Here is a 24,549-nt window from a genome sequence, read left to right as displayed (position 1 = left end):
GTGTGGGAGCAGTACCACGAATATAAGTCCTTACAGCGCATGCAGGGTGCCGAGGTGCCCAAGAATCCCGTGGCGGTCGAAGAGAAGGAGCTCCCCGATAACCCAATTGACTTCTCTGCCTTGTGGGGCAAGAACGTTGAATCGTACGCATGGCTCTATATCCCCGGTGCGGAGATAAACGCGCCCATTCAGCAGAGTGCGCTCGATGACTCCTTCTATCTCAAGCACGACCAGGATGGTAATTACAGCCCCGTTGGCTGTGCGTTCACGCAGCTCGCTAACTCTCAGGACTTTTCAGATCCGGTCACGGTGATTTACGGCCACAATGTGGATGGCATCTTTGCTACGCTGCACTACTTTGAAGATGCCGAATTCTTCAAGCAGAACGATACGTTCTACGTGTACACGCCTGGGCACATTCTCACGTACGAGGTGGTCTCTGCCTACGAGTACGATGGCCGTCACATCCTCAATTCCTTTGACTTTGACCGTACCTCGGTGCGCGAGGAGTACTTCGAATCGGTGCTCAACCCCAATTCCGTGGTGCGCAACGTCCGTGAGGGTGTGGAGCTCGATTCTGATAGCAAGATCGTTCAGCTGAGCACCTGCACCTTTACGCATCCGCACTCCCCAACGGTGCGCTATCTTGTTACCGGTGTGCTTGTGGATGATCAGGAGACCAAATAATGACCGACGAGCGTCCGTACGGCCGGCATTTTGCACCACGATACGAAGATGATTGTATCGAAGATCCTCATGGCCCTGAGCCAGTCTCAGCGCCTGTTGAACAGGTCCAAGAGGCTGATCGGCCCGATTGCGAGTCTTCCTGCGTTTCTTCAGAGTGTGCCGAGTCCTCGGAAGACGTTGATTGCCAGGCAGAGGCTGCTGAACAAGCTTCCGAAGATATCGACCAGAGCGACACTAAGCCCTCGCGTAAGCGTGTTGTTGGCATCACCGTTCTTGTGGTGCTGTTCATCATCGCTATGATCGCTGCAGGCATTGCTCTCTTTGTCAATCATTCCATTGCCCAGGGCAGGCGTAAGTTCGAAGATTCGATGCAGCAAATGATAGACCAGAGCGGTAGCACCATCGAGCACGATGGCGTTACTTATAGGCTTAACGAGAACATGGTCACAGTTGCTTTTATCGGGTTCGATGGCAATGTCACGAATATTACTTCTGGTGATCCGACCACGGGCCAGTCCGACACGATTATGGTCCTTGCTCTCAATGCAGACACCGGTAAGTCTACCTGCATTCTCATTCCGCGCGATAGTTGGGTTGATGTAGATACCTATATTGCCGGCAGCTACAGCGGTCAGCAAAAGATGCAGATATGCTTGCAATACACCTACGGCAGTTCCAACGAGGAGAGTTCGCAACTTGTCGCTCAATGTGCCAGTCGCGTACTTTCGGGAATCCCCATCGACCATTACTTCACTCTTAACGTGAAGGGTGTTGGGCCTCTTGCCGACGCCATCGGCGGAGTAAAGGTCACCCCTGTTAAGTCGGTTGAAAAATACGACATTTTTGAGGGTGAGGAGACCGTACTCAACGGGCGCCGTGCTCAAGAGTATGTCCAATACCGTGATTATCACGTTGACATTTCTACCCTGGAGAGGCAGGAGCGTCAGCTTTCTTTTATTAATGCCTTTGCTAATCAGGTGCTTACTGCCGCATCGGGTGATCCCGCAAAGCTGATCTCCCTCTATCAAACGGCGCTGCAATACACTTGGACGAATTTGGGGATGGAGGAGTTCTCGTATATGGCGAGCATCATGGCCAAGCACGGTGCAACAGATTTTGAGATTAGGACGCTCGAAGGTGAGTTTTCATCCCAAAATGGTCACGCTGTTTTGTACTTGGATCAGGACAGCGTAGCGCAGACGGTCCTCGACGTGTTTTATTCACCGGTATCTTAAATCAGAGCCAGTAGCTGTAATTATTGTTACAGAGCTAACACTTTACACACCCATCAAGTTGAATGTGATAGTCTTGAACAGCCCGATTCTTCATGGAGGGGTCGGGGTTACAAGAACCTTCTTGCGAGGCAGCGCCACGAGCGTGTTTTGATTGGGTGGGGGATGCATAGCAGGTCCAATCGGTCTTCCGATGTGGCGAAGCTATGCGCCTCTCCGCACATTCGAGCCTCGAGATTTACAGCTATGGGGTTCGATGTGTGGTACGTTATACAGGTGATAACGGGGAAAGAACAAAAGACAGTCGAGAGCATTCTCGATGTTGTTCCGCATGAGGTTCTACAGGAGTGCTTCTTTCCTCAGTACACCACGGAAATCAAGATAAAGGGTCAATGGGTCGCTATTGATAAACCCATGTTTCCGGGATATTTGATTGCCGTGACTGATGATCCTTACGGGCTTGATAGGGAATTGCACAAGCTCAATCTTTTTGCGCGCATTGTTTCTCAGGGCAGGGTTCTTTTGCCACTTGATCAAAGTGACATCAAGATTATCGATTCTTGTACAGAGCCCGGACATCGCGTCATTCCCATGAGCAGGGGGTTCAAGGTCGGGGATTCAGTCTCAATTGATCGGGGGCCACTTGTTGGTCAGCAGGCAAGGATAAAACGTATTAATAGGCGGAAAAGCACGGCGCTCATAGAGCTTAATTTGTGCGGTCGCATCGTGTCCGCTCGGATGGGCCTAGCGTTGATCTCTGCTGACGGCGGGGGTTCACACATAGGCACCTAAATTATCAATTCAAGTGATAAGACGGCCGAGTAGTTCAATTTCGGAATGGATAAGAAGTGAATCAAGTTAGTTATTCGGGGGCAACTGACTATCCTTCAGGCAATGGCATTCCTGTTTCGCGGGAAAGGGCCGAATATGTTGCAAAAGTCGGAAAATATGATCGATATCAAGCTATGCAGGATCTGCGCGATGCCAATCGTGGAAAATGGCTCTATCGGGCTGGACGCCGCGTGTTCGACATTGCCTTCAGCGGTACCGTCATTGCCGTTGGGCTGATTCCGGGCGCCATCATCTGTGCGGCGATCTGCCTGGAGAGCCCGGGGTGTCCCATCTACGCGCAGAAACGCATCTCGCGCACGCACCGCGACGGCCGCATGCATGAGTTCACCATGTACAAGTTCCGTAGTATGTACAGGGATGCGGATCAGCGTCTTCAGGAGCTTCAGCGCTGTAATGAGATTGACGGCGCTATGTTCAAGATGAAGGACGATCCGCGCGTTACCAAGATGGGCAAGTTCCTGCGCAAGCATTCTATCGATGAGTTCCCGCAGTTCCTCAACGTTTTTCTTGGACAGATGACTGTGGTCGGTCCGCGCCCGCCGCTGCCCAGCGAGGTCGCGGAGTACGACGCATGGGCCATGCAGCGCCTTGCGGTGAAGCCGGGGCTTACGGGTTATTGGCAGGTAGGAGGTCGTTCCGACCTCGATTTCGAGGACATGGTCGAACTCGACCTCAAGTATATTCGCGAGCGCAGCCTTTGGGTGAATTTACGCACAATACTTCAGACCATCAAGGTTGTCTTCACCGGCGAGGGGGCTTACTAGTGAGGCGTCCACTTAAGATTGCAATGATCGGACACAAGCGTTATGGGAGTCGCGAAGGCGGCGTTGAGGTCGTTGTTACGGAATTAGCTCGGCGCATGGCCGCGCTTGGGCATGTTGTCACTTGCTATGATCGGTCCGGTGCCGATGTCATGACTGGCGACCAAACCGGTGCTTGCGAGCGGATGGTTGACGGTGTGCGCGTGGTTCCCGTGAGAACTATCGACAAAAAAGGTCTTGCCGCACTTAGCTCCTCCTTTTTTGCTACGCTTGCCGCAATTCGACAGCGTCCCGATGTGATTCACTACCATGCGGAAGGGCCGTGCGTACCGCTGTCCCTCGCGCGTTGGGCTGGCATTCGCACCGTGGCCACTATCCACGGCCTCGATTGGCAGCGTGCCAAGTGGGGTAAGCTCGCCAGTACGTATATCAAGATGGGGGAGAAGACCGCTGCAAATAAAGCGGATGGTCTCATTGTTCTTTCTAAGGCAGCGGAATCTTACTTCAAGGATGAATACAGTCGCGATGCGACCGTGATTCCCAATGGTATAGATGGCAAAATATCCTGCCCGGCCGACTTTATTACTTCAAAATGGGGCCTCTCCACTGGTTCTTACATCCTGTTTCTGGGCCGGCTGGTTCCGGAGAAGCGTCCTGAGCTGCTTATCGAGGCATTCAAGGGTCTCGATACGGATAAAAAGCTGGTGATCGCTGGCGGTGGCTCCGATACTTCTGAATATGAATCGCAGTTGCACTATCTTGCCGCGGGCGATGAGCGCATAGCATTTACTGGGTTTGTCAGTGGAGGGCCGCTTGCGGAGCTCTATTCAAATTGTTTTGCCTATGTGCTGCCCTCCGACGTCGAGGGTATGCCAATGAGTCTACTTGAAGCGATGGCTTATGGTTGCTGTTGCGTGACGAGCGATATTCCTGAATGCGCGGACGTACTCGCCGGCAATGGTGTTACGTTTGAGAAGGGGAGCGCCGAGTCGCTGCGAACCGCCCTGTGCGCCCTGCTGGCAGACACCGGGCGCGTCGGCCTTCTCGGCGCCGCCGCGAGGATGCACGTCGAGGAGGCATACACCTGGGACTCCGTCGTCGAGCGGACCCTTGCCGTCTACGAGGGGGAAGCCCGATGAAGATCCTTCTGGTGAACAAGTTCCATTACCGAAAAGGTGGGGCCGAGACCTACTACCTCACCGTAGGGTCCGAGCTCGAGCGCATGGGGCACGAGGTTGCTTATTTCTCCATGAAGCACCCGAACAACCTGCCATGCAAATGGGACAAGTACTTTGTTACTCAGCGCGAGTACAACGATGTTAAGAATCCTCTCTCTGCGGTCCGCGATGGTATTGCCCTTATCTATTCTCCTGGGGCCAAGAGAAATTTCCAGGCCCTATGTGAGGAATTTCGTCCGGATGTTGTGCATCTCAATAACGTTCACAGGCAGATTACCCTGTCCATTCTAGATGCCCCCTATTTAAAGGAGCATCATGTGCCCGTCTTCTACACGGCGCACGACTACGTGACCGTCTGCCCGGGCTATCTCATGCTCGACGGCGAAGGCCGTGTGTGCGATGCTTGCCTCGAAGACGGCAAGTACCGTCATTGCATCGAGAACCGCTGCGTCAAGGGGTCGCGTGCCAAGAGCGCGCTTGCGGCGTTCGAGGCGTCCTTCAACAGGGCGCACCACTCCAACGAGCGGATCGACCGCGTCATCGCCCCCTCGAGGTTCATGCGCTCGAAGCTCATCGAGGGCGGCTGGCCAGAGGGCAAGGTCGAGGCGCTTCAGAACTTCGCGGACGACGCCATCCTCGCCCGCGCCTCGGGGGTGGCGGACGACGTGACCGATAGGGAGAGCCCCTACCTTCTCTTCTTTGGTCGCCTTTCTGCAGAGAAGGGCGTTGATGTGCTGCTTAGGGCGTTTGACGCGGCGGCTCCGTCGCTGCCTCGGGACATGCGGCTCATTGTGGTCGGCGATGGTCCCGATGCCGCCGAGTTCAGGGAGCTCGCCGAATCGCTGTATAGCGCCCCGCGCATCGAGTTCGCTGGCTACCAAACCGGGGACGCCCTCCAAATTTATGTCGAGAGGGCTTCTCTCGCCATCGCGAGCTCGCGATGTCGAGAGAACATGCCGTACTCCATCGTGGAGGCGTTTGCAGCGGGCACGCCCGTTGTCGGCACGCGCATAGGCGGCATCCCAGAGCTCGTCACAGACGGCGTCACCGGCTTTGCATGTGAACCCGGCGACGTCGCAACCATGGCGGATGCTATGGTCCGCGGCGCCGAGGCGTTTCTCGACGCTCCCGTGTACGTGAGGATGCAGGAGAGCTGCCGCGCCTACGTCCGCGAGAACTGCTCGCGCGACAAGTTCATGGACCAGCTTGTGAAGCTGTACGAGGAGGCCGTCAATGGCTAATGGCCACAACAGCATCAAGCGGATCGCGCATCGCTCCTTCGAGGAGATCGGGGCGACGGTCCGCATCGCCAAGGCCACTTCGTGGCCCGAGGCGATCAACACGTTTAGAGCCAAGCTCGATATTCAGGTCATGAGTCGTAATGGCTACAAGGAGCCGCCCGCCGTGAGGGAGCGCCTGCTGCGCAAACATGAGACGGTTCTCAAGTACCTGGATGGACGATTTGGTGATTATTACGCTTCGTATGACTACGGGGCGCTGCTTCCACCACTCGACCCCACTCTCGAGGGCAAGATCTGGATGTGCTGGTGGCAGGGTGAGGAGAACGCGCCGGAGATCGTTCGTGCCTGCATCGACTCCGTGCGGCGTAACGCCGGCGGACACGAGGTCGTCGTCATCACGGACGAGAACCTTTCCGAGTACGTCGATATCCCTGAGTGGGTCCTCGAGAAGGTACGCGCAGGGGTGATGTCGAGGACGAATCTCTCTGATCTTCTGAGGCTCTCGTTGCTCGCAGAGCACGGTGGCATGTGGCTCGATGCGACCTTTTTTTGCAGTGGTTCGCTGGAGAGCTATCTAGACCTTCCCATGTGGTCCATCAAGAGGCCCGACTACCTGCATGCGTCTGTTGCGTGCGGCATGTTTGCCGGTTACTCGCTCGCCTGCGACGCCGCAAACCGTCGCCCCTTCGTTGTCGCGCGTGACTTCTTCTTGGAGTACTGGCGCAAGAGCGACAGGCTTATCGACTACCTTCTCGTCGATTACCTCATCGTCCTCGCCCAGCGCCATGACCCCGCAATCGCTGCGGCGTTCGCCATGATCGAGCCCAACAATCCCCGTTGCGATGATCTCATCTCTCTGCTCGATAAGCCCTTTGACCAGCGTATTTGGGACGAGATGAACACCGACACCAGGCTATTCAAGCTTACCTGGAAGCAGGAGTTCCCAAAACGGCTCGATGACATGAAAACCTTTTATGGCTTGATGCTCAATGGAGCTCTCAGCTAGCCAAGTTGATGCTCGGGAGAGAGAATGATACAAACTAAACCTCATGAACTCTATATGGTTATGCCAACATTGTCCGGTGGCGGTGCAGAGCGAGTTGCAGTAGCACTTGCCAATGAGATGGTTGCGGTCGGTTATCGTTTTACCTTTCTACTTACGAAAAGCAATACATGCGTTTATGACTTAAAACCCAATGTTGAAGTCCAATTTATTTGTTCTCAAGAAAAGAATGGCCCCCTTGAACAGGTTCGTGCGATTCGTCGAGAGATGAAAAGGCATCCTGATTCAACCTTCCTGTCCTTTTTGTCCGATCAAAATGTCCTGCTCCTCCTTGCATCGCTCGCTCTCCCTAATCGAGCGGTTGTGTCTTCCCGGAACTTCCCCTCAGATGATTTCAACGGAAGGGGGGTTTTGTTTCCGCTCCGCGATTGGCTGTATTCTTCGCGTGCGGATGCTATTGTTTTCCAGACTGAGCAGCAAGGTTCCTATTTTCCAGAAAACGTGCGTCGTAAAGGCGTTGTTATAGAAAACCCCTTGACCGAAGGCTTGCCCAAAAGGGTTCCCTTTTCAGATCGGAGACGCGTCCTTGCAGCTTCCGGCAGGCTTACAGCGCAAAAGAATTACCCCATGATGCTCAGGGTATTCGAGCGTGTGCACAAGGTATTTCCCGAATATAGGCTCGAGATATACGGAAAAGGCGATTTGCTTGACGAGCTTCGCCAGCTTGCAGATTCCCTTGGGGTACTCCAGAGCGTCGATTTCATGGGTTTTAGGAAGGATGCGGTTCAAATGATTTCGACCGCATCTGCGAACCTTATGACCTCCGATTGGGAAGGGCTGTCGAACTCCCTGATTGAGGCGCTCGCAATGGGAGTTCCGACGGTCAGCACGCGCTGCGCTGGAGGTGGAGCCGAAGCCGTGATCGAGGATGGGGTTAATGGGTTCTTAGTCGATTGCGGTGATGTGGACGCGATGTCTGCTCGAGTACTCTCTATTCTTGAAGAGCCTGGCCTGAGCGAACGATTGGCCAGTGAGGCCACCAAGATCAATGAGCGCCTTTCTGTTGATGTGATTGCTCAAAAGTGGGAAAATGTTCTATTTCCGGAGGATTCGTTTTGAGGGCACATATCGATGATGCGGCGGTGAGGCGCGGTACTACACTTAACGACTTGTGGCAATACGTCCTAATTTACTTGTCGTTGTTGGCCCCTGGAAGTACATTTGTTTACATGTACGGCGGTTCATGGTTTTACATGATGCTATTGGGCCTATTCATGCTGACCTGCCTGCTTTCAAAAAAGTACCGTGAATCATATGGCATATGCTTGAGCGCCCTGCTATTAGCTAATACTGTGATTGCCCGTGCGCTAAGCGGCGGTGTGGGGCTTAATGCCTTAATGGGGTTCGTCGGCTGTGTATTGGTGGTCCAGATGGCCATCTGTTGCGATTACGCTAACTTCATAAGGCGCTGGCTTATTACGGTCGTCGCGCTCGCCGCTATCAGCATTGGTTTTTGGCTTATAGCTTGTGTGGCACCTTCGATGTTGGACACATTGCTGGGGCCCTCGTTTGTTGTTGACGTGATAGGTACATACCCGTGGCATACGTACGAGTATGGTCGCGGGGTTATTCTATATAGTTGGTTTAATATTCATCAGTTTAGGAACTGTGGCATCTTTACCGAGCCGGGTAAGTATCAAGTAGTTCTAAATAGCGCGCTGTTCATCCTGCTCTTCTGGAAGGGCAGGATCGGCTTTAAATCTGAAAGCCGGTATAATTTTTCCCTGCTTGTAATTATTCTCGCGATTATGACTTGCCAGTCCACGACGGGCTACATCGGCGCTTTATCTTGTGTTTTGTTTTTCGTCCTATTTGAAAGGGAGAGCGCCGGGTCCGGTATTAAGGGCAAAGTATTAATTCTTGTGATGCTGGCGGCAATCGTTTTACTAATCCAGCATTGGACTGATCCTTCTGAAAGCATCTTGACAACGCAGATTCTTAATAAGCTATTTGGCGGTGGTTCCGGTCTCGATTTGAGCGAGGGCACTGGATCTTATCGTTCGGACATGATCGATGTATGTTTACGGGTGATTGCCGATAATCCTTTCGGAGTTGGTTATGATGCCCTGTTTTCCGCCGCCGCCTCCAGCGGCGAGGGACTTGTGGCGGCAGCATTTGTGGCTTATGCGGCAGTCTATGGAATTATTCCTTGGGTTTTGATTCTATTTGGTGTTTTCTACCCGGTATTTAAAGGGCAAAGGTTGTCCTCGGCTTTGTTGTTTGCCGTCTTGTTCGTTAATACGACTCTCGCGCAGACCCACTTCCTTTACACGGGGCTGTTAATCATACCTGCATACCTCGCAATCGGTCACGGTTGGCCGCTGCGCTTGGAGGGGAGGAAGTATTCTCAATGGAAAGATCTTTGGTAATCGTATCTGATGCTGATTTGTACTACTTTCCTGCATTTGCGGGCGATCGCGTATTCATTACCCAGCTATTCTCGGGTAGACCTGGCAGGCTTTTTAACGCGCTAAGAAAGCTTTGCCCGCCCTTGGCTCGATTTCGCTATGGACCATGGAAAAATCAACTTGATGGCTATGACCGCATTGTCGTGATGGACGTGGCCGCTCTTATGGATGCATCCTTGTTTAGTTTTTTAAGAAGCGGTTCCGCCTCCGCTGACATTTTTATTTATTCGTGGAACATGGACCTTAGCGACGGACAGATTAAGATCCTCAAGGAGAAGGCCGAGCGCTATTCTTGCGGACTATATTCATACGATGAGGGATTCTGTGCCAGGCACGGCTTCACCTTTAACACGATTATGTTCGATGCCGGCCTGAGATGCCCGCCCGTTCCCCTTGAATGCGATGCTGTTTATCTTGGTTTGTCGAAAGACCGTCTGGATGTTGTCGAGCGCGCTGCAAGAGTTCTGACCCAAGCTGGCCTTCAACTGGACTTTACTGTTGTTGGGCCCGGGGCGGCTGACGGCATGGAGCCATACATTAAACAATCCATAAATTATGTTCCGTATCAGGAGTATCTTCTCAGAATTTATCGTAGCAGAGCGATCGTTGACATCGCCCAGCATGGGCAGCTTGGGTATTCCATGAGAGTCATGGAATCGATTTTCTACGATAAGAAATTGATTACCACAAATCCCCATGTTGTCGACGCTCCGTTTTTCAAATACGGAAACGTCCTCGTTCTCGATGAGCGCACTTCGCTTATCGAGGTGAAAGAGTTTATGGCGAGGCCCACAGCCCCGTATGGTGACGAGATCCGGCGGTATTACTCCGTCGAGGCCTGGGCGGATAGGTTTATTTAGGAGATGAAAGATTTACCAGATGCTTATTAATAAGCTGAAAAATGCAAGCTTAGAAGTCAAATCAGCAACGGTTTATACATTGTCCAGTGTCATCTCTCGTGGGCTCGCAGTGATCTCGATGCCGGTGTTTACCCGCATCATGTCCGCTTCCGATATGGGTGTCGTTAATCTTTACACATCGTGGTACTCAATGGTCAGCATTGTTTCTACCTTGGCGTTGACTTCCGGTGGGTATTCCCTTGCGATGAAAGAGTTCGGGGACCAGAGGGACGAGTACGAATCTTCGGTGCTAACTCTATCGTCCCTAATGGCCCTGATTATGGGCGGGGGGCTCGTCGCCTCTTCACCGTGGGTTTCGCGTTTTGTCGGTCTCTCTCCCCGTCTAATCATCCTTATGTCGTTTGGTCTACTTGTTATGCCCGCATGGGATTTCTGGACTCTTCGGCAGAGATACGAATACAAATACAAGCTCGCCTTTCTGCTCTCTGTTGGGTCGGCAGTTTTGGCGACGGCGGCGTCCGTGGGCGCCGTCATCATTGCGAGCTCGAGCCCTCATCTGGATTGTAGCCTTGCGGAGGCCAGGCTCTCTGCAAATTACCTCATCGTCTATGGGGTCAGCGGCGTTCTATGGGTTTTGCTGATGGTTCGTGGAAGGACGTTCTACAACTCGCGTTTTTGGCGTTTCTCGCTCGGTCTCAGCCTTCCCCTCATCGGCTATTCCGTGGCGAGCCAAGTATTAAGTGTTTCCGACAGGGTAATGATCTCGGCGATGGTCGGTGATGCTCAAACCGGCATCTACGGAGTCCTGTATTCTGCGAGCAGCATTTCCCTCTTCTTTTGGTCCGCTATCAACTCGTCCTTTATCCCCTATCTTTTCCAAAATATAGATTTCGAGGGGCATGAAGGCATTAAAAAGTCTTCTACTCTGCTACTTGCTTTATTCGCTTTAATTTCGGTGCTTATTTCTTGGTTCGGACCAGAGATAATACGAGTCCTCGCTACCGACGAGTACCTCTCTGCGGTTTCTCTTATGCCTCCCATTGCGGCTGGCGTTTTTCTCACGGCGATTTCTAACATGTATTCAAATATCCTTGTATACTATCGACAGACCACGTATATCATGTTCGCTTCAATTGCCGCCGCAACGGTCAACGTACTGCTTAATCTCGTTGCTATTCCTTTGTTCGGGTTTTACGCCGCCGCATATACTACGCTTGCGAGCTATATCGTTCTTGCATTTTCTCAGCGGGCTTGGGCGGGGAAGGCCTGTCGTGAACGCGGCAGAAAGACGACCGTTTACGAGGATGATAGGCTTGTCGTCCTGTCTGTTGGGACTTTGGCGGCGACAATGTGTGGCATGGCTCTCTACCAGGCGACGCTCGTCCGCTATCTTGCCTGCTTTGCTCTGTTTATCATGGTTCTTCTCGTGCTGGTTAAAGTAAGGGCGAACAAGGAGCGATAGGCGCTCATTCAAGCTGGCCCCTGGGTTTCCCATGCACGCTCCAGCTTCATTTTGCTTCTCATGTCTCTTGATATGCCGTGTGTTTGCTTCCGGCCCAAACGTGCTGGGGGCATACGGCTGGTTTCCGTTCTAAAAGGAGTATTGGTATGAAGGGGATCATTCTTGCTGGCGGGTCTGGGACGCGGCTGCATCCCATTACCAAATCGGTGAGCAAGCAGCTGCTGCCGATTTATGATAAGCCACTGGTGTACTATCCTCTCTCTGTCCTCATGCTTGCGGGCATCAGCGAAGTTCTTATCATTTCGACTCCGCGCGATGCTCCGGCTTTTAAAGGGCTTTTGGGTGATGGTTCCGAGTTGGGCATGCGTATTGAATATGCCGTGCAGGATGAGCCTCGCGGTCTTGCCGAGGCGTTCACTATCGGGCGTGATTTTATCGCTGGCGAGCCATGCGCGCTTGTTCTGGGGGACAACATGTTCCATGGTCAGGCCCTTACAAAGGTCATCGTTGCCGCGAAGGAGCGCGTTGAGCGTGAGGGCGGTGCTGTCGTATTTGGTTATCCGGTTAAGGATCCTAGGGCTTTCGGTGTGGTTGAATTCGATTTCGACGGCCGCGTCGTTAGTATCGAGGAGAAGCCGGAGCACCCCAAGAGCAACTATGCCGTGCCCGGCCTCTATTTCTATGACGGCAAGGTGAGCGATATCGCTGCGGGCGTCGAGCCCAGTGCTCGGGGCGAGCTTGAGATCACTAGCGTCAACGAGGAGTACCTGCGTCGTGGTGACCTTCGCGTCGAGCTGATGGGCCGCGGTATGGCATGGCTGGATACGGGCACGCCTCGGGGCCTTCTAAAAGCGGCTGAGTACGTAGAGGCGGTTGAGAGCCGTCAGGGCTACTACATCGCCTGCATAGAGGAGATCGCCTTCCGCCAGGGTTTCATTGGGGTGGATGACCTGCGCGTGCTGGGCGAGTCGATGCATAAGACCGATTACGGACAATATCTGATTTCTATCGCCGATGAGGCCGGGAGGGAATAGCCTATGTCTGAGTTTTTCGAACCCAAGAACATCATCGTCACGGGCGGCTGTGGCTTCATCGGCAGTAACTTCGTGCACTACGTCGTGAACAACCATCCGGACGTGCACGTCACCGTCCTGGACAAGCTGAACTACGCCGGCAACCCCGAGAACATCGCCGGTCTGCCCTCCGACCGTATGGAGCTCGTGGTTGGCGACATCTGCGACGCTGACCTGCTGGACCGTATCGTCCCCGGCCATGATGCGATTGTGCACTATGCTGCCGAGTCCCACAACGACAACTCCATCGCGGATCCGGAGCCCTTCCTGCGCACCAACGTCGAGGGCACCTTCCGCCTGCTGGAGGCCGTACGCAAGCACGGCATCCGCTACCACCACGTCTCCACTGACGAGGTCTACGGCGACCTGGCACTCGACGATCCAGTGAAGTTCACCGAGGAGACGCCATATAGGCCGTCCTCTCCGTACTCGAGCACCAAGGCCAGCTCCGACATGCTCGTGCGCGCCTGGACCCGCACCTATGGCCTTCGCACCACGATCTCCAACTGTTCCAACAACTACGGACCCTACCAGCACGTGGAGAAGTTCATCCCTAGGCAGATCACCAACATCATCGACGGCGTCCGCCCCAAGCTCTACGGCAAGGGCGAGAACGTCCGCGACTGGATCCATACTGAGGACCACAGCTCCGCGGTCTGGGATATCCTCACCAGGGGGCAGATGGGGGAGACCTACCTCATCGGTGCCGACGGGGAGAAGAACAACATCACGGTCCTTCGCATGATTCTCGAGGCGATGGGAAAGGATGCCGAGGACTTCGACTGGGTCGCTGACCGCCCCGGTCACGACCGTCGTTATGCCATCGACAGCACGAAGCTGCAGCGCGAGCTCGGTTGGAGGCCGGTGCATACCGAATTCGCCGAGGGCCTAAAGGCAACCATCGATTGGTATGTCGCTAATGAAACTTGGTGGCGTCCGGCAAAGGCCGCTACAGAGGCCAAGTATGCGAAGCAGGGACAGTAGAGATAGTTGGGAAAACATGGCAATGAGTGACGCAATCACTTCGGGAAACTTCACTTTTTCGGATACCTCCATCGAGGGCGTGAAGATCGTCGACGTCAAGGCCTACGGCGACGCGCGCGGGTATTTCATGGAGACCTACAAGCAGCCTGATTTCGAGGCCGGAGGAATCGGCTGCACCTTCGTCCAGGACAATCAATCCTCAAGTACTAGGGGCGTGCTGCGGGGACTGCATTTTCAGATCCAGCACCCACAATCAAAATTGGTTCGAGTGGTTTCCGGTAGGGTGTTCGATGTCGCAGTTGACCTACGTAAGGGCAGTGAGACATATGGGAAATGGGAGGGCGTGGTCCTATCTGCCGAGAACAGGAGACAGTTCTTCATCCCACGCGGCTTTGCCCACGGCTTTCTCGTCTTAAGCGACACCGCGGAGTTCTGCTACAAGTGCGACGACGTATACCGCCCCGGCGACGAGGGCGGGCTTATGTGGAACGATCCCGAGATCGGGATAGAATGGCCTGCGCTTGAAGGCGATAGCGTGCTAGACGATTCCCAGTTGGTTCTTTCCGAAAAGGACAAGCACCACCCTTCTCTTGCTAGATTGAAAGACATTGGATGTCTCATGCATCAGTAGCGCATATCGCCTTGCTGACATTTCAAGAGTATGCATTATCGGACGTATTGTTTAGGAGGTTAAATGAAGATAGCTGTTACGGGGGCTAATGGTTTTCTCGGCGTGGGAGTCGTGAGGGAGTTGGTCGGTCGCGGCCATGATGTCGTGGCGGTTGATCGGGCGGTTGACCGAGTTCCGGACTCCGCTGTGCGCATTCAGGCAAGTCTGTTTGATATGACGGATCCTTATGTGGAGATGGGAGCGCCGGACATCGTTGTGCACCTTGCCTGGCGTGACGGCTTCAAGCACGGGTCCCCTGCACACATGGAAGACCTTCCCTTGCATATTGAGCTTGTCCGCAAGCTGTCCAATTCTCCCCTTAATAGATTGGCCATCATGGGAAGTATGCACGAGATCGGATATTTCGAGGGGGGTATCAGGGCCAGCACTCCATGTAATCCACAGAATATGTACGGTATCGCAAAGAATGCCTTGAGGCAGTCTGCCGCGTTGATTTGCGACGAGACGGCTGTCGAGCTCCAGTGGCTTCGCGGCTATTACATCGTCGACAACAACCCCTACGGAGCTTCGATTTTCTCCAAGATTTGCAAAGCTTCGGCAGATGGCAAAAAATCATTCCCGTTTACGACGGGGCAATGCCAATATGATTTTCTGGATTACAGCGATTTTTGCTCGCTTGTGGCTGATGTTGTTACAGGTTCTGAGGGGGGCGGCATTTACAACATCTCCTCTGGCCACCCAGAAAAGCTTGCCGACCGCGTCGAGCGTTTCATTAAAGAAAACCACCTGGACATTGAATTAGATTACGGGGCATTTCCCGATAGGCCTTATGACTCTCCTGCCGTTTGGGGATTCAGGGATCACGCGTCAATTCCTGGCGATTTTTAGTGTGATTTCGATCTATATTTCAATTCGGGACTGCGGACATGGCAGGTGCATGTTGGATTATTGCCCCTTCGAGTAAAGCGCGGAAATTCTGTTCACGCTCTTTTCGACTTTGGTTTCCTAGTTCGCACCGCTTGCGGTTGCCATTCTTCCTGCGAGTGATTACGTATTGCTGGCTCTTCAGGTTGTTATTCCGGCAGTGGTTTACCTTTTGGTCTCGAAGTTGGTTCGCAGCGAGGGGTTTCTTGTTCTAGCTGGCTTCTTGTCTGCTAAAAAAGATTAGTTTGGTTTGGGTTTTGCCCACGCATGCGCTGTCGCGCGCCAACGTTCCCGTTGTTTTGTGTTGCCAATGCGCATGTTACACGTTGCGTTGAATTGAGGGTGATCTGAATGTCCCTGTTCACATCATTGGCCTGGCATCTCAAGTCCGGCGATAAAAAGCTCGAGCAGCTAAGATCTCGCGGTCTTACTATTGGGGAGGGGTGCGAGATTCTTAATGGCTATGACTTTGGCTCCGAGCCCTACCTCGTTACCCTTGGCAACAACGTGCGCCTTGCGAGTGGCGTGAAAATCACCACCCATGATGGAGGCGTTTGGGTGCTTAGGCACCTTTATCCTGAGCTCTCGGACGTCGATAGGTTTGGACGCGTGACGATTGGCGATAACTGTCATATCGGAATGGATGCGATGATTATGCCCGGGGTGACCATAGGTGGGAACTGCATCGTTGGCGCTCGATCCGTGGTGACCCACGATGTTCCGGATAACACGGTGGTGGCTGGTGTTCCCGCGCGCCCGATTGGGACCATCGATCGATACCGTGAAAAGCATGAGGAAGAGTTCGTCAACACGAAGCATCTGGGTTTCGAGGAGAAGCGCTGCTTCTGTGAACGGGCCTATCCAGCCTAGAGCTGATGCTCTTGATGGTGTGGATGCATATCGACCAAATGGCTGTCCAAACGCATCGTGAAGGGAGTGTGTACTTTTGAATCATGGAATGGATTTCGTGGGGGGGTGCCTCGATTGGCAGAGATGGCCAGAGGCGTCCTCGCCTTGGTCTGATCACGCGATGAGATTCATTTGGGTGTTGCGCAGATGCCAGTTATCCCGCAACCCATTCCTGAGGTTCGTTTTAAGGCGTATGCGTGAGAGATATGGTTTGGAGATACCTTGCGGTGCCAAGATAGGCCCCGGTTTCTACCTTGGGCATGCTTTCAATATCACGGTTAACGATGCTGCCGTGATCGGAGCAAATTGCAATCTGCATAAGGGCGTTACGATCGGCCAAGAGAATCGTGGGGGTCGCAAAGGCGTTCCCGTATTGGGAGACTGCGTGTGGGTTGGGGTCAATGCAACGATTGTTGGCGGGATAACCGTGGGCGACGACGTACTCATAGCCCCCGGGGCGTATGTGAATTGCAACGTACCGAGCCACTCCATCGTCTTGGGCAACCCATGCCGCATCATTTCTCGTGTGAATGCAACGGATGGCTATATCAACCGCAAGGTTCAGCTGGTTTAGTCTGACTAATGTATTGGAGTATCGAAAATGGCGAATAGAAAAGTATTCGTGACGGGAGCCGCTGGTTTCATTGGCGCGTTCCTGGTCAAGAGGCTGCTCGAGATAACCGATGATACGATCGTCGGCCTCGACAACGTCAACAGCTACTACGATCCTGCTATCAAGGAGGCTCGCCTGCACATGCTTGGCGAGGCCGATTCGGATGGCCGCTTCACCTTCGTGCGCGGCGACCTGTGCGATGCCGCCCTCGTTGAGCGCCTCTTCGCGGAGAACGGCTTCGACGTCGTGGTGAACCTCGCCGCCCAGGCGGGCGTCCGCTACTCCATCGAGAACCCGCGCGCCTACCTCGAGAGCAACCTTGTGGGCTTCTTCAACGTGCTCGAGGCCTGCCGCCATCACCCGGTGAAGCATCTGGTCTACGCGAGCTCCAGTTCGGTTTACGGCGGCAACAAGAAGGTGCCGTTCTCCGAGGAGGACCGCGTGGACTCGCCGGTGTCGCTCTACGCCGCCACCAAGAAGTCCAACGAGCTCATGGCCGCCGCGTACTCCAAGCTCTACTCAATCCCCGCCACCGGCCTTCGCTTCTTCACGGTGTACGGTCCCATGGGAAGACCCGACATGGCTTACTTCGGCTTCACCGAGAAGCTGCGCCGCGGTGATACGATTAAGATTTTCAACATGGGTGACTGCCGCCGTGACTTCACCTACGTCGACGACATCGTCGAGGGTGTGAGGCGCGTCATAGATGCCGCTCCCGTGGTCGAGATGGGCGGGGACGGGCTGCCGCTCGCCGCGCATCGCGTCTACAACATCGGCAACTCGCAGCCGGAGAACCTGCTCGACTTCGTCGACACGCTGCAGCGCGTGCTGGTGGAGGAGGGCGTGCTTCCGGCTGACTACGATTTCGAGGCCCATAAACAGCTCGTGGCAATGCAGCCCGGAGACGTCCCCGTCACCTACGCCGACACCACGGCGCTCGAGCACGATCTGGGTTACAAGCCCGCGACGCCACTCGAGGACGGTCTGAGGGCTTTCGCCAAGTGGTATCGTGAGTACTACCAAATCTAATTTACGGCTCCCGAGAGGGGGTCATTTTCATGCCGTTTTCATAGCCTTTGATAATTGGAGAATGAAATGAAGATTGCTGTCGCTGGTACCGGTTACGTGGGCCTGTCCCTCGCCGTCCTCCTTTCTCAGCATAACGAGGTTCACGCTCTCGATATCGTTCCCGAGAAGGTTGAGATGATCAACGCGTTCAAGTCGCCGATTCAGGACGACGAGATCGAGCGCTTCCTATCTGAGGCTGAGGCGGGGGAGCGCGCGCTCGACTTGCATGCCACCACTGATGTCGAGGAGGCCTATCGAGGCGCCGACTATGCCGTTATCGCCACTCCCACCAACTACGATAGCGATAAGAATTTCTTCGACACTTCTTCTGTCGAGGCGGCGATCTCGGCGGTTCGCTCTGTTAACCCCAATGCCTGGATCGTTATCAAATCGACCATCCCCGTTGGTTACACGGCGGGTCTTCGCGAGCGCTTGGGCGATGAACGAATCTTCTTTAGCCCGGAGTTCTTACGCGAGAGCAAGGCGCTTTACGACAACCTGCATCCGAGTCGTATCGTGGTCGGTGCGCCTAGGGAAGATGCGGACGCTGTCGCAGCTGCGGAGAGGTTCGCCAGCTTGCTTTCCTGGGGTGCGGATCCATCCGAGCATCAGCGCGTGAATGCCGATGGCACAATCGGTATCCCTGAGCTCGTGCTCGGCACCACCGAGGCTGAGGCCGTGAAGCTCTTCGCCAACACCTACCTTGCCCTGCGTGTCGCTTATTTTAACGAGCTCGACACCTATTGCGAGGAAAAAGGCCTTGCTGCAGCGGACGTCATCCGTGGCGTGTGCCTGGAGCCCCGCATTGGGTCGCATTACAACAATCCCAGCTTTGGTTACGGTGGTTACTGCTTGCCCAAGGACACCAAGCAGTTGCTTGCCAACTACCGCGATGTTCCGCAGAACCTCATCGGTGCCATCGTCGACTCCAATCGCACGCGCAAGGACCACATCGCCGATGTTGTGATCGACCGAGTGATGTCGCTGGTGTACGCTGGGGAGCCCATGCCTGTGGTCGGCGTCTACCGTCTCACCATGAAGAGCAATTCGGATAACTTCCGCGCGAGTTCGATCCAGGGAATCATGAAACGTGTGAAGGCAAAGGGCATTCCCGTTGTGGTGTATGAGCCTACGCTGGACGCACCTGATTTCTTCGGCTCCGAGGTCACGCACGACCTTGACTACTTTAAGTCCCGTTGTGGCGTCATCGTCGCCAACCGCTGGAGTGACGATTTGACGGACGTTGCAGACAGGGTGTACACCCGGGATTTGTTCAAGAGGGACTAAATGGGCATATCGCTTTGTATTGTGTCGGGCTGCAATGTCGCATGTGGCTCCCGCTGTGAATTGGAAGAGAGTCGCACATGGGCGAATAAGATAATCGAGATGGCTATCTCGATTATCTTAAAGGGCTGGCAGTCGTTCTCGTAGTTGCTGGTCATTGTATCCAGTTCGGCCAGGGCGAAGCAGTTCTGCAGGACAGAACATTCTTTGACGATTGGGCTTTTAGGGGCATTTATAGCTTCCATATGCCATTGTTTGCCTTGATTTCGGGATGGCTGTTTGGGGCCAGCATAGAGCGCCATGGTTTGAGCGCGCAGATGTTGCTGCATAGGTGTCTCTCCCTTGTTGCCGTAAACTTCGCATTGGTCTTGCGAGCGGAATCTATGTGCAAGGGGGCGATTGCCGCATGAATGATGTGATATGTATTGACGCTAGTGGGTTTAGCAGGCAGCGGCAACTGGTGATGGGCATTGCTGCCCTCATGATTTACTTTGCCCATGCTTATGCGATCGTTCCGGTTGATGGTGTTGTTGCAAAGTTGCTAAGCCTTGGGAACCTCGGAGTTGATATTTTTCTATTCGCGTCTGGCTTTGGGATGTATTACTCGCTGCGGAACATGGGGCGACTTTCGCTTCGCCAGTTTTATTGGAAGCGTTTTGTGCGCGTGGGAGTACCCTTCCTTCTGATCATCGGCCAGTTTATCTATTGCTCGATATGCTGATTTCCCGTGGGGGGGTGCATTCCTACTCGACATCTCAACGTTGAGTTATTGGATAGAGCATGATGGAGCCTGGTATGTATCTGCGATGCTCCCCGTGTATGCTTTGACGCCGATTTTGCCCTCGCTGCTAAGGGATGACCCCGAGCGTTGCTTGTGTCTGATTGCCTTCTTGGTTTTGGCGGTTTCATCCTTAATTCATGCGATGTCTTTTTTCTCAACAATATCGGCTTTGTGATCTCGAGGTTGCCCTCATATGCTTTGGGGTGGTGCGCGGGCAAATATAGTTATGAGGGCAGGAAGTTTTCCATCAAGGAGTACCAACTGGTCGCCGCGCTGCTAACGTCTGTTGTTATTTGGCGCTTGGGCGCTAAGATCGGGTTTGATCTCAGTTTCCTGCTCATGCTGGTGCTGTTGTTTCCTATTCCGCTGAACTGTGCGCCGTTGAAGCTCCTTGGCGATTCATCGCTAGAGTCTTACTTGCTTAACGTATATGGATTGCTACTCGTCAAGGAGCTTGCGCTTCCACTTGCTGGCGGATTTGCGTATCTCTGTTTTTCGATCGCCTGCATTATTCTTTCATTGGCGTTGCATCACATGAACGCTATTGTGACTAGGCACTTGATTTGCCGTTAGGGTGGATCAGAAATAGCTGCGCATTAGACTGTGCAGTTGTTGGAGCTGGTATTATCCGTCCGAGGATGCATTTCTGTAGACAATTCGCGCGCGGGGACATCTTCAAATAATCAAACCGCTGCACTGGGTCAAGCTGGCCGGGTGGGGGCGTTCACAACTAATCAATAGAATTGTTGATGATTTCGGTCAGGTTCATTTATGCTCCATCATCTTGGGATGTTAAAGTTTATCGAATGCAAGACTATGGATCCTGGAATCTTTAGGTTACTGCTCCAAAATGAGATAGGGAATTAACAATGAAGGCTATCATCCCCGCCGCCGGCCTCGGCACCCGCTTCCTGCCCGCCACCAAGTGCACCCCCAAGGAGATGCTGCCGGTCCTCGACAAGCCGGTCATCCAGTACGTGGTGGAGGAGGCCCTCGACCCTGAGGAGGTCGACGCCGCCATCATCGTGACGAGCCCCGGCAAGCCCGAGCTGCTGAGCTACTTCCAGCCCGACCGCTCGCTGGAGGCCCTGTTGCGCGAGCGCGGCAAGGCAGGCTACGCCGACGCCGTCGCCCACGCCGGCAGCATGCCCGTGGACTTCCGCTACCAGTACGAGCCGCGCGGCCTCGGCCACGCCATCCGCTCCGCCGCCGACGCCTGCGCCGGCGAGCCCTTCCTGGTCCTGCTGGGCGACTACGTGGTCCCGGCCAAGGACATCTGCGACAAGATGCTCGAGGTCTCCCGCGCCCACGGCGGCGCGTCCGTGATCGCCGTGGCGCCCTGCGCGCCCGACCAGGTCGACCGCTACGGCGTCATCGCCGGCGACTTCGTGGGCACGCTCGAGGGATACGAGGGCGCGGGGGAGACCGAGCCGGGCGCCGTGTGGCGCATCGGCGGCCTGGTCGAGAAGCCGAGCCCCGAGGCGGCCCCCTCCAACCTCTACATCGTGGGCCGCTATCTGCTGAGCCCGCTCGTGATGGAGCTGCTCGCCAGCCAGCAGCCCGGCAAGGGCGGCGAGATCCAGCTGACCGACGCCATGGCGCGCAGCCTGGACCGCGAGGCCATGTACGCCGTCGTCATCGACCCGCTGTCCGGCTACGACACGGGCACCCCCTCCGGCTGGATCGCCACCAACGCCCTCATGGCCGCGTCCGACCCCCGCTTCGCCGGCGAGTTCTGGGCGGCCGTCGACGAGCGCGGCGGCTTGGAGCGATAGGCCCCGATAGGGGAGGGTTCGGCCCCGCCCCCTCCGACATAGGCACCTTGCAGGGCGCGCTATCGCAATACGGTGGCGCGCCCTAGTTGTATGGAATCGCCCGGTCGTGGCGCAGCTGTGCTCCCGACTGTTATCAGGATATGGAGACCTATGACCGCTGTATCAAAAATGAGGCGTAGGCTGTTTGCCGTTGCCGCTTGCGTCGCTGCGCTAGTTTTCTTCTGTATCTATGTTCTGTCCGAGCAGGATCCTGCTCAGACGACCGACCTTTCGACAAGTGCTTATGAGCGTGTTGCAAATGAGGAGGCACGTTCTGAGGCAGCTGAGGGTGCGTCCGATGATGAAAGTCTATCGACTGGGGTGACAATTCCGTCTCCATCAGTTGCTGAATGGTTACTGGGTATTGCGGGCATCCGAAAATGGGCACACACCGTTGAGTTTTTCGCTTTTGGTGTCCCTGTTGCGGCTGCTTTGCTGCTTTGGTGGGGTCGTCCTGAGTTGACTGGCGCACGCATGTTGGTGTCTTTTGCCATTAGTGCCTGTGCCTCGCTTTTCGATCAGACTCACAAGCTGTTCGTTCCCGGGCGCGAGTTCGATGCCTCTGATTTAGTGTTTGATGCATTGGGTTATGGCGTTGGGATTGTCCTTATGTTTGGTGTCGTTGGAATCGTTCGTTGCTATATGAGGTGTCGGATTGCACGTCACGCTTGATTGGGGGCGCTATGGCTGAGATCGCTTTCGAGCCCGAGCGCATCGTCGTCACCGGCGGCTGCGGCTTCATCGGCTCCAACTTCGTCCACCACGTCGTGCGCGAGCACCCCGGCGTCCACGTCACCGTCCTCGACAAGTTGACCTACGCCGGCAACCCCGACAACATCGCGGGCCTGCCCTCGGACCGCGTCGAGCTCGTCGTGGGCGACATCTGCGACGCCGCGCTCGTCGACCGCCTCGTGTCCGGGACCGACGCCGTGGTCCACTACGCCGCCGAGTCCCACAACGACAACTCCATCGCCGACCCGAGCCCGTTCCTGAAGACCAACGTCGAGGGCACCTACACCCTCATCGAGGCCTGCAGGAGGCACGGCGTGCGCTACCACCACGTCTCCACCGACGAGGTCTACGGCGACCTGGCGCTCGACGACCCGGCGCGCTTCACCGAGGAGACGCCCTACCGCCCGAGCTCGCCCTACAGCTCCACCAAGGCGTCCTCCGACCTGCTGGTGCGCGCCTGGGCCCGCACCTTCGGCCTGCGAGCCGCCATCTCCAACTGCTCCAACAACTACGGCCCCTACCAGCACGTGGAGAAGTTCATCCCGCGCCAGGTCACGAACCTCATCGACGGCGTCCGCCCCAAGCTCTACGGCGACGGCAGGAACGTCCGCGACTGGATCCACACCGAGGACCACAGCTCCGCCGTCTGGTGCATCCTCACGAAGGGCCGCATCGGCGAGACCTACCTCATCGGCGCCGACGGCGAGCTGGACAACATCACCGTCCTGCGCGAGATCCTCAAGGCCTTCGGCCGCCCCGAGGACGACTTCGACTGGGTGCGCGACCGCCCCGGCCACGACCGCCGCTACGCCATCGACGCGACCAAGCTCCGCCGCGAGCTCGGCTGGGAGCCCTCGCGCACCGACTTCGCCGCCGGCCTGGCCGAGACCATAGCCTGGTACCGCGACAACGAGGCCTGGTGGCGCCCGGCCAAGGAGGCCACCGAGGCGAGGTACGCCGCCCAGGGGCAGTAGCTAAGCTGAGCCCCGAGGCGGCCCCGTCCAACCTCTACATCGTCGGCCGCTACCTGCTGAGCCCGCTCGTGATGGAGCTCCTCGCCAACCAGCAGCCCGGCAAGGGCGGCGAGATCCAGCTGACCGACGCCATGGCGCGCAGCCTGGACCGCGAGGCCATGTACGCCGTCGTCATCGACCCGCTGTCCGGCTACGACACGGGCACCCCCTCCGGCTGGATCGCCACCAACGCCCTCATGGCCGCGAGCGACCCGCGCTTCGCCGGCGAGTTCTGGGCGGCCGTCGACGAGTGCGGCGGCTTGGAGCGCTAGGAATGCTTAACACAAGATGATGTCTAAGAGAGGCGAGTCGGCTTGTGCCGACTCGCCTCTCTTTTGTAGATATCGTTCGGGCAAACTGCGACTTAGATTGCAGGATAATGGGAATTGAATAGTCTCGAGGTGAATAGGTAGGAGTGATACCGTGAACTCGCAGATCTCGAATAGCGTCCTACTCCGCACCATGGAAGAATGCGTACATGGCTTCCTCAAGGAGCAAGAGGAAAATGCCCTGTTTACCAGCTCTGTCGTTCCTAACTGGAATGATTCGGGCTTCCCAATCTTCGAGCCGGCGAATGACGAGTATTTCGCGCTAAAGCATGCCCAGGTGAAACTTGAAGTGGCAATCAGGGAACACCTGGCTGAGCCCATTCTTGGTGCCATGCTCGAATCGTATGGCTATAAGGTTGAGTTCTTCCGCCCCGAATCTATGCCTGCTTTCCCAACAAATGGCGTGCTGGGGAGGCGGCTTCCTTTCAACCTCACGATCGAACGAAATGGAATCAAAAAGGCTTTTCGCTATACGGAGATTGGTGGCGCGAGAGGCTATATGGGGAGCGAGGAAGGGGAGCCGGGAAACTGCCTTACGAGAAGCTGATGAACAGCGAACAGACGTTCGTAATTATGCTATAATTCAATTAGCGAACGGGCGGTGTCCTCCGAGTCCTTGCGGGGAGATTGGAGGGATCCCATGCGCGCGT

At 55.3% G+C, this 24,549-nt stretch carries 26 protein-coding genes and 1 pseudogene; all 27 read left to right on the top strand.

Going from position 1 to position 24,549, the window contains the following annotated elements; genetic code table 11:
• The first annotated feature begins 54 nt into the window (after positions 1-54).
• The 27 genes and pseudogenes from AOBCEHNH_RS03825 to AOBCEHNH_RS03695 all read left to right on the top strand — a co-directional run bounded on the left by AOBCEHNH_RS03825 (position 55) and on the right by AOBCEHNH_RS03695 (position 24,446).
• The gene (locus AOBCEHNH_RS03825) at positions 55-687 is read left to right on the top strand and encodes a class B sortase (protein ID WP_226803228.1); all 633 of its coding nucleotides are present in this window, start codon (positions 55-57) and stop codon (positions 685-687) included.
• On the top strand, positions 687-1,922 hold the full coding sequence (locus AOBCEHNH_RS03820) for an LCP family protein (protein ID WP_152063225.1): 1,236 nt from the start codon (positions 687-689) through the stop codon (positions 1,920-1,922). Before AOBCEHNH_RS03825 ends, AOBCEHNH_RS03820 begins: the two co-directional genes overlap by 1 nt.
• Positions 1,923-2,177: 255 nt before the next feature.
• A complete protein-coding gene (locus AOBCEHNH_RS03815) occupies positions 2,178-2,711 on the top strand; it encodes a transcription termination/antitermination NusG family protein (protein WP_193221169.1) in 534 nt (177 codons plus the stop codon).
• Between the two features lie 56 nt (positions 2,712-2,767).
• Positions 2,768-3,535, top strand: coding sequence for a sugar transferase (locus AOBCEHNH_RS03810; protein WP_226803226.1), 768 nt, complete (start codon positions 2,768-2,770; stop codon positions 3,533-3,535).
• A gap of 23 nt (positions 3,536-3,558) precedes the next feature.
• Positions 3,559-4,671: a glycosyltransferase family 4 protein gene (locus tag AOBCEHNH_RS03805; protein ID WP_152063223.1), complete on the top strand. Its 1,113-nt coding sequence runs from the start codon at positions 3,559-3,561 to the stop codon at positions 4,669-4,671.
• A complete protein-coding gene (locus tag AOBCEHNH_RS03800) occupies positions 4,668-5,951 on the top strand; it encodes a glycosyltransferase family 4 protein (RefSeq protein ID WP_152063222.1) in 1,284 nt (427 codons plus the stop codon). Before AOBCEHNH_RS03805 ends, AOBCEHNH_RS03800 begins: the two co-directional genes overlap by 4 nt.
• A complete protein-coding gene (locus AOBCEHNH_RS03795; RefSeq protein WP_152063221.1) occupies positions 5,944-6,957 on the top strand; it encodes a capsular polysaccharide synthesis protein in 1,014 nt (337 codons plus the stop codon). The genes AOBCEHNH_RS03800 and AOBCEHNH_RS03795 overlap by 8 nt, the downstream gene beginning before the upstream one ends.
• A gap of 24 nt (positions 6,958-6,981) precedes the next feature.
• Complete coding sequence (locus tag AOBCEHNH_RS03790) at positions 6,982-8,073, top strand: glycosyltransferase (protein ID WP_152063220.1); 1,092 nt, start codon at positions 6,982-6,984, stop codon at positions 8,071-8,073.
• On the top strand, positions 8,070-9,383 hold the full coding sequence (locus AOBCEHNH_RS03785) for an O-antigen ligase family protein (RefSeq protein WP_152063219.1): 1,314 nt from the start codon (positions 8,070-8,072) through the stop codon (positions 9,381-9,383). Before AOBCEHNH_RS03790 ends, AOBCEHNH_RS03785 begins: the two co-directional genes overlap by 4 nt.
• Complete coding sequence (locus tag AOBCEHNH_RS03780; protein ID WP_152063218.1) at positions 9,365-10,282, top strand: WaaS/CpsH family glycosyltransferase; 918 nt, start codon at positions 9,365-9,367, stop codon at positions 10,280-10,282. Before AOBCEHNH_RS03785 ends, AOBCEHNH_RS03780 begins: the two co-directional genes overlap by 19 nt.
• Positions 10,283-10,301: 19 nt before the next feature.
• Positions 10,302-11,744, top strand: coding sequence for a lipopolysaccharide biosynthesis protein (locus AOBCEHNH_RS03775; protein ID WP_152063217.1), 1,443 nt, complete (start codon positions 10,302-10,304; stop codon positions 11,742-11,744).
• A 146-nt stretch (positions 11,745-11,890) separates the two neighbouring features.
• Positions 11,891-12,778 (top strand): glucose-1-phosphate thymidylyltransferase RfbA, encoded by an 888-nt coding sequence (rfbA, locus tag AOBCEHNH_RS03770; RefSeq protein ID WP_152063216.1) that lies wholly within the window; start codon positions 11,891-11,893, stop codon positions 12,776-12,778.
• A gap of 3 nt (positions 12,779-12,781) precedes the next feature.
• Positions 12,782-13,801 (top strand): dTDP-glucose 4,6-dehydratase, encoded by a 1,020-nt coding sequence (gene rfbB / locus AOBCEHNH_RS03765; protein WP_152063215.1) that lies wholly within the window; start codon positions 12,782-12,784, stop codon positions 13,799-13,801.
• 22 nt (positions 13,802-13,823) lie between these two features.
• Positions 13,824-14,432: a dTDP-4-dehydrorhamnose 3,5-epimerase gene (rfbC, locus tag AOBCEHNH_RS03760; RefSeq protein WP_226803224.1), complete on the top strand. Its 609-nt coding sequence runs from the start codon at positions 13,824-13,826 to the stop codon at positions 14,430-14,432.
• Between the two features lie 63 nt (positions 14,433-14,495).
• Complete coding sequence (locus AOBCEHNH_RS03755) at positions 14,496-15,320, top strand: NAD-dependent epimerase/dehydratase family protein (RefSeq protein ID WP_152063213.1); 825 nt, start codon at positions 14,496-14,498, stop codon at positions 15,318-15,320.
• A 387-nt stretch (positions 15,321-15,707) separates the two neighbouring features.
• Entirely contained in the window at positions 15,708-16,226 is a 519-nt protein-coding gene (locus tag AOBCEHNH_RS08090; protein ID WP_152063212.1) for an acyltransferase, read from the top strand.
• Positions 16,227-16,314: 88 nt separating this feature from the next.
• A complete protein-coding gene (locus AOBCEHNH_RS08185; protein ID WP_370739241.1) occupies positions 16,315-16,839 on the top strand; it encodes a serine O-acetyltransferase in 525 nt (174 codons plus the stop codon).
• 27 nt (positions 16,840-16,866) lie between these two features.
• The gene (locus AOBCEHNH_RS03740) at positions 16,867-17,907 is read left to right on the top strand and encodes an NAD-dependent epimerase/dehydratase family protein (protein WP_152063210.1); all 1,041 of its coding nucleotides are present in this window, start codon (positions 16,867-16,869) and stop codon (positions 17,905-17,907) included.
• 66 nt (positions 17,908-17,973) lie between these two features.
• Positions 17,974-19,233 (top strand): nucleotide sugar dehydrogenase, encoded by a 1,260-nt coding sequence (locus tag AOBCEHNH_RS03735; protein WP_152063209.1) that lies wholly within the window; start codon positions 17,974-17,976, stop codon positions 19,231-19,233.
• A gap of 125 nt (positions 19,234-19,358) precedes the next feature.
• The gene (locus AOBCEHNH_RS08180; RefSeq protein ID WP_152063422.1) at positions 19,359-19,640 is read left to right on the top strand and encodes an acyltransferase family protein; all 282 of its coding nucleotides are present in this window, start codon (positions 19,359-19,361) and stop codon (positions 19,638-19,640) included.
• Positions 19,637-19,951, top strand: coding sequence for an acyltransferase family protein (locus AOBCEHNH_RS03725; protein WP_152063208.1), 315 nt, complete (start codon positions 19,637-19,639; stop codon positions 19,949-19,951). The genes AOBCEHNH_RS08180 and AOBCEHNH_RS03725 overlap by 4 nt, the downstream gene beginning before the upstream one ends.
• 153 nt (positions 19,952-20,104) lie before the next feature.
• On the top strand, positions 20,105-20,584 hold the full coding sequence (locus tag AOBCEHNH_RS03720; RefSeq protein ID WP_152063207.1) for a hypothetical protein: 480 nt from the start codon (positions 20,105-20,107) through the stop codon (positions 20,582-20,584).
• A 296-nt stretch (positions 20,585-20,880) separates the two neighbouring features.
• A complete protein-coding gene (locus tag AOBCEHNH_RS03715; protein WP_152063206.1) occupies positions 20,881-21,786 on the top strand; it encodes a UTP--glucose-1-phosphate uridylyltransferase in 906 nt (301 codons plus the stop codon).
• 150 nt (positions 21,787-21,936) lie between these two features.
• Positions 21,937-22,497, top strand: a complete 561-nt coding sequence (locus AOBCEHNH_RS03710) for a VanZ family protein (RefSeq protein WP_193221167.1) — start codon at positions 21,937-21,939, stop codon at positions 22,495-22,497.
• Positions 22,498-22,508: 11 nt separating this feature from the next.
• Positions 22,509-23,531 carry a dTDP-glucose 4,6-dehydratase gene (rfbB, locus tag AOBCEHNH_RS03705; RefSeq protein WP_152063204.1) on the top strand — a complete coding sequence of 341 codons (1,023 nt, stop codon included), beginning with the start codon at positions 22,509-22,511 and terminating at the stop codon, positions 23,529-23,531.
• Positions 23,522-23,842: pseudogene (locus tag AOBCEHNH_RS03700) on the top strand (UTP--glucose-1-phosphate uridylyltransferase); the annotation flags it as partial. The gene rfbB (AOBCEHNH_RS03705) and the pseudogene AOBCEHNH_RS03700, both read left to right, overlap by 10 nt.
• 151 nt (positions 23,843-23,993) lie before the next feature.
• Entirely contained in the window at positions 23,994-24,446 is a 453-nt protein-coding gene (locus AOBCEHNH_RS03695) for a hypothetical protein (protein WP_152063203.1), read from the top strand.
• Positions 24,447-24,549: the final 103 nt, after the last annotated feature.

This window comes from Collinsella intestinalis (assembly GCF_902501455.1).
Taxonomy (GTDB): Bacteria; Actinomycetota; Coriobacteriia; order Coriobacteriales; family Coriobacteriaceae; genus Collinsella; species Collinsella intestinalis.
Note: the sequence above shows the minus strand (reverse complement) of the source record. Positions and strands in the feature narration are given on the sequence as shown.

What these genes read in the sequence shown, in the direction of transcription:
- AOBCEHNH_RS08090 (WP_152063212.1), top strand. Translation starts at nt 15,708, where the DNA reads ATGTCCCTGTTCACATCATTGGCCTGGCATCTCAAGTCCGGCGATAAA.
- AOBCEHNH_RS03795 (WP_152063221.1), top strand. Translation starts at nt 5,944, where the DNA reads ATGGCTAATGGCCACAACAGCATCAAGCGGATCGCGCATCGCTCCTTC.
- AOBCEHNH_RS03740 (WP_152063210.1), top strand. Translation starts at nt 16,867, where the DNA reads ATGGCGAATAGAAAAGTATTCGTGACGGGAGCCGCTGGTTTCATTGGC.
- rfbC (WP_226803224.1), top strand. Translation starts at nt 13,824, where the DNA reads ATGAGTGACGCAATCACTTCGGGAAACTTCACTTTTTCGGATACCTCC.
- rfbB (WP_152063204.1), top strand. Translation starts at nt 22,509, where the DNA reads ATGGCTGAGATCGCTTTCGAGCCCGAGCGCATCGTCGTCACCGGCGGC.
- rfbA (WP_152063216.1), top strand. Translation starts at nt 11,891, where the DNA reads ATGAAGGGGATCATTCTTGCTGGCGGGTCTGGGACGCGGCTGCATCCC.
- AOBCEHNH_RS03715 (WP_152063206.1), top strand. Translation starts at nt 20,881, where the DNA reads ATGAAGGCTATCATCCCCGCCGCCGGCCTCGGCACCCGCTTCCTGCCC.
- rfbB (WP_152063215.1), top strand. Translation starts at nt 12,782, where the DNA reads ATGTCTGAGTTTTTCGAACCCAAGAACATCATCGTCACGGGCGGCTGT.
- AOBCEHNH_RS03735 (WP_152063209.1), top strand. Translation starts at nt 17,974, where the DNA reads ATGAAGATTGCTGTCGCTGGTACCGGTTACGTGGGCCTGTCCCTCGCC.
- AOBCEHNH_RS03725 (WP_152063208.1), top strand. Translation starts at nt 19,637, where the DNA reads ATGAATGATGTGATATGTATTGACGCTAGTGGGTTTAGCAGGCAGCGG.
- AOBCEHNH_RS03755 (WP_152063213.1), top strand. Translation starts at nt 14,496, where the DNA reads ATGAAGATAGCTGTTACGGGGGCTAATGGTTTTCTCGGCGTGGGAGTC.
- AOBCEHNH_RS08185 (WP_370739241.1), top strand. Translation starts at nt 16,315, where the DNA reads ATGGATTTCGTGGGGGGGTGCCTCGATTGGCAGAGATGGCCAGAGGCG.
- AOBCEHNH_RS03800 (WP_152063222.1), top strand. Translation starts at nt 4,668, where the DNA reads ATGAAGATCCTTCTGGTGAACAAGTTCCATTACCGAAAAGGTGGGGCC.
- AOBCEHNH_RS03775 (WP_152063217.1), top strand. Translation starts at nt 10,302, where the DNA reads ATGCTTATTAATAAGCTGAAAAATGCAAGCTTAGAAGTCAAATCAGCA.
- AOBCEHNH_RS03790 (WP_152063220.1), top strand. Translation starts at nt 6,982, where the DNA reads ATGATACAAACTAAACCTCATGAACTCTATATGGTTATGCCAACATTG.
- AOBCEHNH_RS03805 (WP_152063223.1), top strand. Translation starts at nt 3,559, where the DNA reads ATGATCGGACACAAGCGTTATGGGAGTCGCGAAGGCGGCGTTGAGGTC.
- AOBCEHNH_RS03710 (WP_193221167.1), top strand. Translation starts at nt 21,937, where the DNA reads ATGACCGCTGTATCAAAAATGAGGCGTAGGCTGTTTGCCGTTGCCGCT.
- AOBCEHNH_RS03820 (WP_152063225.1), top strand. Translation starts at nt 687, where the DNA reads ATGACCGACGAGCGTCCGTACGGCCGGCATTTTGCACCACGATACGAA.
- AOBCEHNH_RS03780 (WP_152063218.1), top strand. Translation starts at nt 9,365, where the DNA reads ATGGAAAGATCTTTGGTAATCGTATCTGATGCTGATTTGTACTACTTT.